Origin of the sequence: Gordonia sp. DT30 (assembly GCF_049844915.1) — a bacterium.
In the GTDB taxonomy this organism is placed as follows: Bacteria; Actinomycetota; Actinomycetes; order Mycobacteriales; family Mycobacteriaceae; genus Gordonia.
Window position 1 is genome coordinate 25,986 of record NZ_JBNCLY010000031.1, and the last position, 10,115, is coordinate 36,100.

A 10,115-nucleotide genomic window follows, 5' to 3' on the forward strand; every position below is an offset into this window, starting at 1 on the left:
AAATTGTCGGAGGCGTCGGGCACAATCCGCGAGAGGCTTCGCGCCGGGCAGAGGAGGGCACCCGGGACCGGTGCACATCCATCACCTCACACCCGAACGGCTGCGTGGCGCACCGACCTTCGATTCGACAGTCCCGCATCTCGAGCGGATGCTGGCCGGGCGCACCCTCGTCGCGCACAACGCCACCTTCGACCACGGATTTCTCGTCGAGGAAGCCCGACGTCTCGGGACGACGCTGCCGATCACCCATCGACTGTGCACGGTCACCCTCGCGCGTCGACTCCAACTCGATGTGCCCAACGTCAAACTGGGTACGCCGGCCCGCTACTGGGGCATTCCCCAGGCGGCCGCGCACGATGCCCGCGACGACGCGCGGACCCTCATGGAGGTGTTCCGACGCAGTGTGGATCTTGCGGGCGCACTCGGACTCGGACTACCGGTGGTCGCCTGCTCGGCCACCTCGCGCGCATACCCCGGTCCGGTGACGAGGGTGCCGTGCCCCTGGCGCAACCCGGGTCGGTACGACGCGTCCGTCGGCCTCGTCCAGGGCACCAAGATCGCTATCACCGGCCCGACCGTACTGGCACGGGCCGACCTCGCCCGTCGCCTCACCGACGCCGGGCTCGACGTCATGAACAGTGTCAGCGGCAAGACGGGGCTGCTGGTGGCGAATCCGGGCGCCGCAAGTTCGCGGAAGCTCGAGTACGCCAAGGACACCGGAATCCCGGTAGTCGACGAGGGTACGGTCCTGCGGCTGGCCGCCCGGGTGATCGCCGGCGTGGTGAAGTCGGCCCCGGAGTCCATCGAGGTCGTCACCGTCATCGAGCCCGAGCCGGCTCAACAGTCGCCACAGGGGACACCGAAGCCGAGTACGCCGAGTCGTCCGGCCGGTCCGTGGGCCGGGCGGCGCGTCCTCGTGCTCGGCGGCAGCCACGTCGAGGCGACGGTGATGCGTTCGCGCATAACGCAATTGGGTGCCAGCCCGGCGATCAACCTCACCGCGGGAGTCACCGACGTGTTGGTTCTCGACGGGGGCGTCGGCGATCCGCGGATGCCCAAGATACGGTCGCGGGGCCTGACAGTTCTCGGAATGCATCACGTCGACGCGGCACTGGGAACACCGGGCGACCTCGACCCGGCCGACGTCGACAGCGCCTCGGCCGACGTTGCCGCCACACGACCGGAATGGACCCCGATCATGATGACTCCCGGTGCGGTGATCGACCTGCCCGCCGAACTGACCCAGTTCACGATCAACGTGGCGTGGAGTGCAGCCCCGGCACAGGTCGGTGACGTCGACGTGTTGGCGTTCGAGCTCGGCGAGGACGAACGTGTGCTCTCCGACGACGAATTCGTCTTCTTCAACCAGCCGGTCAGCCCCGACGGCGCGGTGACACTGAGCATCGACGGCGACCGGGAGCAGGGCATCGCCGTCGACCTGCGTGCGGTACCCGCCGAGGTCGCTCGCATCATGGTGGGTGCGGCCGTCGAAGGCCAGACCTTCGGCGACATCGGCGCCTTGTCGGTCGGGGTGGACACCACCGAGACGACCATCGCGACCGCGGTGTGCGACGCCGCCACCACCGAACGGTCCATGATCATCGCCGAGATCTACCGACGGAACCGACGGTGGCGCCTACGGATCGTCGGGCAGGGCTACGACGACGACCTCGCCGGCTTCGCCGTCCGGCATGGTGTGGAGATCGACGATTAGCGCGAGGTCACTTCGCGGCAGGAAGATCGCGTCGATTCTGCGCGCCTGGCCTTCAGCGCGTCGTGCATTGCGCGTCGCAGTCGGTACCGGGCGGGCAAAGCGTCCGTGCTAGCTCCCAGTATCAGTTATAAGTGATAGCGCAGCGTGAACAGCTACGAGCAGTAGGAAATAAGCCAACAGCCAAGAAGAGACGGAAATGACGATGACGAATTTGGACGAATTGCGGACTCGACGTCCGGGCAATCGGGAGCGGGTCGATACGGTGCGCGCCGAGATGGAACACGACGCGCAGGTCTACCGGCTGCGGCAGTTGCGGGAGGAGGCTGGGTACACGCAAGGCCATCTGGCGGACCTGATCGGGGTGGGCCAGAACCGGATCTCGCAGATGGAGCACGGACAGATCGTGACCGCACGTGTCGAGACGTTGCGAAAGTACGTCGAGGCTACCGGGGGAGAACTGGAGGTGGTGGTGCGGAAGGCCGACGGTACTCGTGTCCCGCTGGCCCTGTGAGCCCAGGGGAATCAGGCCAGAGTAGTTAAAGACAAACCTTGGTGGAACGAGCCGTTGTGCGTCTCACCAGGTACCCGCCGGTGAGCCACGCCACAGGGTGAGTAAGGTCTGCGCAGGCGAACAAACCGGAGGTAGGCATGTGCGGACGGGTGTTGAAGCGAGTGGCGGTCGTGGCGGGACTGTCCGCGGGCCTACTCGGAGGACTTGCGGTTCCTGCGGCCGCCGCCCCGCCGGCGTATTCGACGACAACGCTGCATTTCGCGGTCACGGGCCAGGACGGTCAGCCCTGCGACGTCGTTGCCGATGCGTATGTCCCCAACGGGCTGAGCGCGTCGAACACCGCGCCGGCGATCCTCACCACCAACGGCTTCGGCGGTTCCAAAGATGACCTGAAACCGGTGGCCGACATGTTCACCCAGCGCGGCTACGTGGTCCTGGCGTACTCCGGGCTCGGCTTCGGCGGTTCCGGGTGCCGCATCAGCTTCGACACCCCCAATCCGGACGGCCGCGCGGCGTCGCGACTCGTCGACTATCTCGGGGGAGCTGCGGGCGCGGCGTATCTCGATGCCGCCCACACTCGGCCGGCGCCGGTGCTGAACGTGGTCACCAAGGACTCGAGCGCGCATGACGGACGGCCGCACGCACACGACCCGCGGGTGGGCATGGTGGGCGGCTCCTACGGCGGCCAGATCCAGTTCGCCGCCGCGGCCACCGATCCCCGCATCGACGCCATCGCCCCGATGGTGACGTGGAATGACCTCTCATATTCTTTGTCGCCCAACAACACCGGGCAGACCACCGGCGTCTCGACGCACAACCCGGGTGCGCCCAAGATCAACTGGGACTCTTCGCTGGCGCTGGCGGGCATCATGTCCGGCGTCACGAATGCTGACGTCGACCCGATGCGCCTGACCGGCTGCCCGAACTATCCGCCACAGATCTGCACCGCCTTGGCGCAAGCCGTCACCACCGGTGTCATGGACGAGTCGGTGCGCGCACGGCTGCGGGCCGGGTCGGTTGCGAGCTATCTCAACCGAATCCGAATTCCCACCCTGCTCATCCAGGGCCAGACCGACACCCTGTTCAACATCAACGAGGCGCTCGCCACCTATCGTGGCCTGCAGGCCAATGGTATTGACACCAAGATGATCTGGATGTCGGGCGGTCATTCGGCGTTGCCGGAACCCGGCGACTACGTGGAGAAGGCGCCGAACGCGACCACCCAGTACACCGCGGGGCGGATCGCGGGCTGGATGGACCACTACCTGCTGGGGTCATCGGCTTCGACCGGTCCGCAATTCTCCTATTACCGTTCCTGGGTTGGATATTCGGGCAACGCGGCACCCGCCTACGCATCTGCCGACACCGTCGACGTCGGAACGCCGAGCACGTACCGGCTCTCCGGCAACGACGGCCTGGCCGCACCCGGCGGACCGGTGCAAGCCGGCCTGGCACGGTTCACGACGCCACCGTTCGGATTGCCGACCAACCATGACGCGCCCGACGCGCTCGGCCTGATCAATGTGCCGGAGAACGACATTCCCGGCACCTTCGCGCAGTGGAGCAGTCCGGCACTGACCTCATCGCTCGACGTGGTCGGCTCACCGAAGGTGACCTTACGAGTGCGGACCACAGTTGGCGCGAATGTGCCTGCGGTGCAACAACTGGTGCTGTTCTACCGCGTAGAGGACGTCGATGCGTCCGGTCACGCGACCACCGTCGGCAACCTCGTCGCGCCGGCCCGGATCGCCGACCCGACCAAGCCGTTCACCGTGACCATGCCCGCCTTCGCGCACCGCTTCGACCCGGGACACCGGCTGCGGCTGGTGATCTCCGGTGGCTCCACCAACTATCGCGGCGGCCAGTCGGCCCTGCCGGTGGCGATCAGTGCCGGGGCCGGGCAGACGGTGACGTTGCCGGTGGTCGCCGGATAGCCGTACCGGATCAGCGGACGGCGTCGACCATTCGCCGTAGATCGTCGGCATCGGTGGCGCGGCCGTCGACGAAGGGCCAGCCGTGCACCGCATCGCGGTATTCGTCGGCGATCGCCCTCGCACCCCACCGCGCGCCGAGCAGCCCGCCGGCGATCGCGGCGATCGTGTCGGTGTCGTGCCCGATCCGGATGGCGGCATACAGCGCCTGCTCGAGGTGTGCCGACGGGTCGTCGCCGATCGGTGTCTGCAGCACCGCGGCGGTAGCCGCCTGCAGGGCGGTGACGGTGAAACCGTTGGCGGAGAAGCGACCCGGGTCTTGAGTGGCGGCGTCGTCGAGCCAGGCCGACCACTGATCCCTTCGCGCGGCCGGTAGCAGATCGAGACCCGCGCGGACGTCGAGCCGCTCGTCGGTGATCGCGACCCGGATCGCCTCACACCACACCACGCACGAATCACCGGCGAGTGCGTCGGCGTGGGTGAGTCCCGCGACGGCGCGTGCGGCGTCGGCCAGCACATCCCGAGAATCCAGGTGCGCCACGGCGACCGGCGCGGTGCGCATCAACGCGCCGTTGCCCGCCGATCGTGGATTCTCGGCGGCGTAGACGAGCGCTTCCTCACGCATGACGGCGCCGACGGAGGCATCCGGGTCGGCGTCGAGTCGCCGCGAAGTGGCGGCGAGCACCGCACGGGTCTGGTTGCCGATGTCGGGTGGGATGCCGTCGAAGTCGGTGTACCAGCGCAGGAATCCGCGGGCGACGGCGTCGAGCCCGGCGTCGGAGGTGAGGTCGTGACCGTCGGCAACGGCCTGCGCGATGGCGACGGCCATGGTGGTGTCGTCGCTCCACTCGCCGGGTTGGTAGCTGCCCAGGCCGCCGCCGACCATCTCCGGTATCTCGGCCGGGCCGAGGCGTCGGGCGAATTCATAAGGGACACCGAGGGCGTCGCCGACGGCGGTACCGAGGAGGGCGCCGAATGTGCGGTCGGGGATGGTGGGTGAGGGCACAGGTGGGACTGCTTTCTGTTCGGTGCGAAGGGGTTTGGGCAGCGCGGACGGGGCTAGCCCCGCCGACCGCGTTTGCGGTTGCCTTCGTGGTAGGAGTCGCGTGAACGCTTGGACACGTAGCCGGCGCCGAGAACGGTGGCGTCGCTGCCCAATTCGTCGACGAGGGCGATCTCGGCGGCCAAGTCTTCCGCAGCCGCCGCGGGTGCGGCCGACATCGCATCGACGTAGCTGGCCCGGGACCGTGCCAGGTGTGCGGCGCCGGCGGCCAGATCGCCGGACTCGTAGGCGCGCGACGCCTCGAGTTTGGCTTGCTGGCCTTCCTGATACAGCCGCTCCGACCGGACCACCGGGTCCGGGATGCGGTCGCCGAGTCCGTCGCCGGGGACGACGTTGACCGAGATCGGCAGCGTCACCGTGTGTTCGGTGAGGGTCGCGGTCTCCACGTAGCGCAACTCCAGGGTCGCGAGCTGGTTGAGGCCGAGTGCCGCGAGCCCGTCGACGGACATGCGTAGCAGCAGCTTTCGCTGTTCGTCGGCGTATAGGTCGCCCAGCTCGATCATCACCTCGCCGTTGGCGGTCTGGTGGGCGGGCAGGTCGTTGTACAGCGAGAGCTCGCCGACCTGCTCGACGTAGCGCACGGTCAGCGTCACCGCCTGCGCCGACTTCGACAGCAGCCCCGCGACTTCGGCACCGATCGCGGCGCCGGCCGCGTCGGGGTCGTCGGCAAAGCTGTGGTTGCCGTTGCCGGCACGGGTGATCGCCTCGAGCAGCGATTCGTCATAGCCGCGGCCGTAGCCCAGGGTGGAGGTGACGATGCCGTCGGCGGCGGCCTTGGCGGCGATGCTCGCGAACTCGTCGTGGTCGCGGATGCCGCTGTTGATGTGTCCGTCGCTGATGACGAGCACGGTGCCGCCGCGGGTGCCGGCGTCGGCGGTGGCGCGCCGCAACTCCTGCAGGCCCCGCAGATATCCCGACGACAGATCGGTGCATCCGCCGGGCGTGACCGCATCGATGGCCGCGACGGTGCGTTGCTTGTCGGTGAGGGGACCGGCGGGTGCGACGACCGTCGCGGAATCGTCGAAGGCGACGACGCCGAACACGTCCGTCGGGTCGAGCTGGGCGACGATGGCCGCCAGTGCCCGCTGGGCGCCGGCCAACGGGGGGCCGCTCATCGATCCGCTGCGGTCGAGCACGACCTGCAGTGCGGACGCCGGGCGCTCGGAATCTGCCGGTGCGGTGGCCGGAGCCTGCAGCTCCAGCATGACGGTGACCTCGTCGGCGGCCTCGAGGGCCACGACGTCGACGTCGAGGGCGGCAGAGAACTTCATTGTTTCGCTCCTTCTCTCCGCCCCGGCATCCGACCGAGGCGACTTTGCGCGTTCATGAGATTACTACTTTGCGCAGACACTCGCATAGCCTGTGGTCGTGGCCGCCGAACACATCAGTCGACTGACCGACTATCCGCGACCCAGCGTGGCCGTCGACATCGCGGTGCTCAGCGTCGTCGACGCCGAGTTGTGCGTGGTCATCCAGCGCGACGACGACGGGACGGCGATGCTGCCGGGCCGCTTCATCCGGGAACGACGACGCGTCGCCGACACCGTGCGTGAGGTTCTCGAACTCAAGCTGGGGCTCTCGCCCGATCACGTCCACCCGCACCTGTTGCAGGTGTTCGATGATCCGGACCGGGACCGACGCGGGTGGACGGTCTCGATCGCGCATGCCGTCGCACTGCCGGCGGCGGCGCTGACGGACGTGGTCGGGGAGCCGGCTCCGGTGACCGCCTCGGGGGCACTGGCGTCAGGGGAACCGCTGCTCTACGACCATGATCGGATCATCGCAGCCGCCACCGACAGTCTTCGGCGACGCTACGAGGACCGCCCCGACCCCGACAATCTGCTGCCGACCCCGTACACCCTCACCGAACTGCGGGAACTGCACGAGGCGATCCTCGGACGCCGGCTGATGCGGGATTCGTTCAACCGCCGGGTGCAGCCACTGCTGGCGGCCCAGACCGACCGCTCCGGGCAGCCGGTGACGCGGGTGGCCGGTGGCCGGCCGGCGCGTCTGTATGCGAAGAACGCCCCGCCCACCGCGACCTTCGGGTGGAAGCTGCCGAGCAAGAGCGACGAGTGACGCTGCCGGGTCGAAAGTGATCAGGGTTTGAACTGATCGATCCGGGGAACCCGCGACCTCAGAACCCGGCCGCGACCGGGTGACGACGATCCGAATTCCGAGAACATCGTTGCAGGAGGTCGAATGACATGACATCACAAACACCCCACGATCTCTCCACCGTCGAACTCGTCGAAAGGCTTCAGCAGCAAACGGTCACACTGGTGCGAACCGAAATCCGTGACGCCGTCGACGAGGTCAAGACCAAGGGCACCCGCGCGGGAATCGGCATCGGTGTCTCCGGAGTCGGGCTGCTGCTCACCCTCTTCGGCCTGGGCGCGCTGACCGCCGCGGCGATCGCCGGACTGGCCAATGTGGTCTCGGTGTGGCTGGCGGCCGTGATCGTCGGCGCGATCCTGCTGGTGGTCGGCGGTGGCGCCGCAGCCATCGGCGCCCAGCGCGCCAAGGCGCAGATCCCGCCGGTGCCCCGGCATGCCACCGACAGCGTGCAGCGTGACGTCAACACGATCAAGGAGCACATCTGATGACCGATCCGATCAACGATCCCACCAATGTCGAAGTGCGCCAAGTGGCCTCGGAGAACACTCCCATCGAGGAGCAGCGTGCCGAACTCGCCGACACCGTCGACGCACTCACCAACCGCCTCGACGTGCCGGCCCGAGTGGGCGCAGCCAAAGATCGCGCCACGCACGCGGCCGTGGACACCGCCCGCGACAATCAGACAACGATCATCGGTGCGGTGGCGGCAGTGGTGGTGGCGCTGGGGGCCATCATCGTCATCCGTCGGCGCCGGCGTTAGGAGCCGAAAGTGTCTGCCACGTCGAAGATCATCTACAAGCCGCTGTCGATGGGAACCAGTGTTCTCGGTGGGGTCGTCGCGGGCGCGGTGTTCAACCAGATCTGGAAGCGGATCTCCGACAAGTCGGGTCCACCCGACGCCGAGAACCTGGAGCGGAGCACCGGTGAGGTGATCGCCGCAGCTGCCTTGCAGGGCTTGGTGTTCGGTGTGGTGAAGGCGGCCATCGACCGCGCCGGTGCGCAGGGGTACGCGAAGGTGACGCACACGCCGCCGGCGGCGTGAGAGTAGCGGCCGCCGATTGTCACCGCCGTCGGATATCGATGGGCAAACCGTCGGCGGGAGTGGGCCCGGTGCCGTATTCGAGGTCGAGGGTGTAGTCGGCGGGCACCGACCACTCGAAACGCAACAGCATCTGATGCAGGATCGACTTCACCTCCATCCCACCGAAATACAGGCCGATGCATTTGTGGGCGCCGCCACCGAACGGCGCCCACGCGAAGCGGTGGACCTTGTCCTCGCGTCGCTCGGGGGAGAAGCGCTCGGGGTCCCACGTCGTCGGGTTCGGCCACCATTCCTCGCGCAACATCGTCGCCCACGGATGGATTGCGATGAGGGTTCCGGCGGGAACGTAGTGGCCGAGGATGTCGGTGTCGGCGACGGTCTTTCGGAAGAGCATGCCCACCGGGGCGTTGATGCGCAGGGTTTCCTTGAATGCCGGCTCCATGCTGGGCAGCGCGCTCAGGTCGTCATAGTCGAGCGTGTCCTTGCCCAGGGCGAGGGACTCATCCCGAAGGCGTTGCTGCCATTGGGGATTACGGCCCAGGTGATGCACCATCATCGACAGTGCGATCGTCGAGGTGTCGTGGGCGGCCATCATCACGAAGATCATGTGGTTGACGACGTCCTCGTCGCTGAAGGCGTTGCCCTCGTCGTCGACGCTGTGGCACAGGACCGAGAACAGGTCGTCGCCGCTGCCCGCACGTCGGGCGGGGATCTCCGAGCGGAAATACTGCTGCAGCAGTTCACGTCCACGCAGGCCGCGTGCCCACGTGAAGTTGCCGACGTCGGCGCGGATGATCGCCTGCCCGCCACGGACGGCGGCTTCGAAGGCCTTCTCGAGGCGATGATTCTCGTCGGCGTTCAGCGTCGAACCGACGAACACCTCCGACGCCAGCGACAGCAACAGTTCCTTTGTCTGGGTGTACATCGGAAAGCCTGCGCGCACATCCCAATTGGCGAGCGACTTCTCGATGTGCGGCGTCATGAGATCGAGGTAGCCGTTGAGGCGTGGCCGGGAGAACGCCTGCTGCATGATGCGGCGGTGATGCATGTGCTCGGCGAAGTCCATGAGCATGATCCCGCGCCGGAAGAACGGGCCGATCATCGGCTCCCAGCCCTGTTCGCTGGAGAACGCCTTGTCGCGGTTCATCCACGCGCACTCGACGGCCTCCGGCCCGACGAGGGTCACGATGTTCATATTCAGCGATCCCGACCAGGACACCGGCCCGTACCTCTCGAATCGTTGCATCGCGCTCTTCAACGGATCGGACAGGGCCTCAAAGGTGTTGCCGAAGAACGGTATTCCGTCATCACCCAACACCGGCTTGAGTCCGGAGCCGGCGGGCGGATCGGCGAGCGGGGTCGCCGGCCGCGGGTAGTGCGAGGTGACCGCCGCGAGGGCCTTCTGTAATCGCTTCGCCGTCGTCGGCATCGTCTGTACCTCCCGATTCGCCCGACGGACTTGCCGCCGATCTTGTAGACACAAATAGTCATCTTTGTGTCAATAGCGTCAGTGTACAAGGATGATGTGGTGGGCGTCACCCCACCGTGGGCGGCGGCCGGCTCATCGAATCTGCTGCAAATTTTTGCGAGCGTCAGAGTCCGCGGGTGGTGAGTAGGTGGCGCAGGCGCGATTCGCTCGGTGACCGTGTGACGGCATCATTCAGTACGTCGGCGGGATCCCAGGTGATGATCTCGACGACGTCGTGGGCACCGGTGCTGCCGGCCGGCAACGGTGT

General features: G+C 67.3%; 10 protein-coding genes. 7 read left to right on the forward strand and 3 right to left on the reverse strand.

All coding sequences use genetic code 11. From position 1 onward, the window contains the following. The first annotated feature begins 70 nt into the window (after positions 1–70). The 3 genes from ACLQ3C_RS20090 to ACLQ3C_RS20100 all read left to right on the forward strand — a co-directional run bounded on the left by ACLQ3C_RS20090 (position 71) and on the right by ACLQ3C_RS20100 (position 4,159). Positions 71–1,714, forward strand: coding sequence for a TerD family protein (locus ACLQ3C_RS20090; RefSeq protein WP_425706866.1), 1,644 nt, complete (start codon positions 71–73; stop codon positions 1,712–1,714). Positions 1,715–1,916: 202 nt separating this feature from the next. Next, the gene (locus tag ACLQ3C_RS20095; RefSeq protein ID WP_425706867.1) at positions 1,917–2,225 is read left to right on the forward strand and encodes a helix-turn-helix domain-containing protein; all 309 of its coding nucleotides are present in this window, start codon (positions 1,917–1,919) and stop codon (positions 2,223–2,225) included. 149 nt (positions 2,226–2,374) lie between these two features. Continuing rightward, positions 2,375–4,159 (forward strand): CocE/NonD family hydrolase, encoded by a 1,785-nt coding sequence (locus ACLQ3C_RS20100; protein ID WP_425706868.1) that lies wholly within the window; start codon positions 2,375–2,377, stop codon positions 4,157–4,159. A gap of 10 nt (positions 4,160–4,169) precedes the next feature. Here the strand turns inward: ACLQ3C_RS20100 and ACLQ3C_RS20105 are convergent, their stop codons facing one another. Together ACLQ3C_RS20105 and ACLQ3C_RS20110 are read right to left on the reverse strand one after the other, a co-directional pair. Further along, complete coding sequence (locus ACLQ3C_RS20105; RefSeq protein ID WP_425706869.1) at positions 4,170–5,162, reverse strand: ADP-ribosylglycohydrolase family protein; 993 nt, start codon at positions 5,160–5,162, stop codon at positions 4,170–4,172. Positions 5,163–5,215: 53 nt separating this feature from the next. After that, positions 5,216–6,490, reverse strand: coding sequence for a vWA domain-containing protein (locus tag ACLQ3C_RS20110; protein ID WP_425706870.1), 1,275 nt, complete (start codon positions 6,488–6,490; stop codon positions 5,216–5,218). A gap of 97 nt (positions 6,491–6,587) precedes the next feature. On the opposite strand from ACLQ3C_RS20110, the gene ACLQ3C_RS20115 reads away from it, so the two are divergent. The 4 genes from ACLQ3C_RS20115 (at position 6,588) to ACLQ3C_RS20130 (ending at position 8,379) form a co-directional block, all read left to right on the forward strand. Beyond that, entirely contained in the window at positions 6,588–7,298 is a 711-nt protein-coding gene (locus tag ACLQ3C_RS20115) for an NrtR DNA-binding winged helix domain-containing protein (protein ID WP_425706871.1), read from the forward strand. Between the two features lie 128 nt (positions 7,299–7,426). Further along, the gene (locus tag ACLQ3C_RS20120) at positions 7,427–7,822 is read left to right on the forward strand and encodes a phage holin family protein (RefSeq protein WP_425706872.1); all 396 of its coding nucleotides are present in this window, start codon (positions 7,427–7,429) and stop codon (positions 7,820–7,822) included. Continuing rightward, positions 7,822–8,097, forward strand: a complete 276-nt coding sequence (locus ACLQ3C_RS20125) for a DUF3618 domain-containing protein (RefSeq protein ID WP_425706873.1) — start codon at positions 7,822–7,824, stop codon at positions 8,095–8,097. Before ACLQ3C_RS20120 ends, ACLQ3C_RS20125 begins: the two co-directional genes overlap by 1 nt. Before the next feature lie 9 nt (positions 8,098–8,106). Next, the gene (locus tag ACLQ3C_RS20130) at positions 8,107–8,379 is read left to right on the forward strand and encodes a DUF4235 domain-containing protein (RefSeq protein WP_425706874.1); all 273 of its coding nucleotides are present in this window, start codon (positions 8,107–8,109) and stop codon (positions 8,377–8,379) included. 19 nt (positions 8,380–8,398) lie between these two features. Here ACLQ3C_RS20130 and ACLQ3C_RS20135 read toward each other — a convergent pair whose 3' ends face one another. Further along, a complete protein-coding gene (locus ACLQ3C_RS20135) occupies positions 8,399–9,808 on the reverse strand; it encodes a cytochrome P450 (RefSeq protein WP_425706875.1) in 1,410 nt (469 codons plus the stop codon). Positions 9,809–10,115 lie beyond the last annotated feature (307 nt).

What these genes read in the sequence shown, in the direction of transcription:
- ACLQ3C_RS20110 (WP_425706870.1), bottom strand. Translation starts at nt 6,490, where the DNA reads ATGAAGTTCTCTGCCGCCCTCGACGTCGACGTCGTGGCCCTCGAGGCC.
- ACLQ3C_RS20125 (WP_425706873.1), top strand. Translation starts at nt 7,822, where the DNA reads ATGACCGATCCGATCAACGATCCCACCAATGTCGAAGTGCGCCAAGTG.
- ACLQ3C_RS20095 (WP_425706867.1), top strand. Translation starts at nt 1,917, where the DNA reads ATGACGAATTTGGACGAATTGCGGACTCGACGTCCGGGCAATCGGGAG.
- ACLQ3C_RS20135 (WP_425706875.1), bottom strand. Translation starts at nt 9,808, where the DNA reads ATGCCGACGACGGCGAAGCGATTACAGAAGGCCCTCGCGGCGGTCACC.
- ACLQ3C_RS20120 (WP_425706872.1), top strand. Translation starts at nt 7,427, where the DNA reads ATGACATCACAAACACCCCACGATCTCTCCACCGTCGAACTCGTCGAA.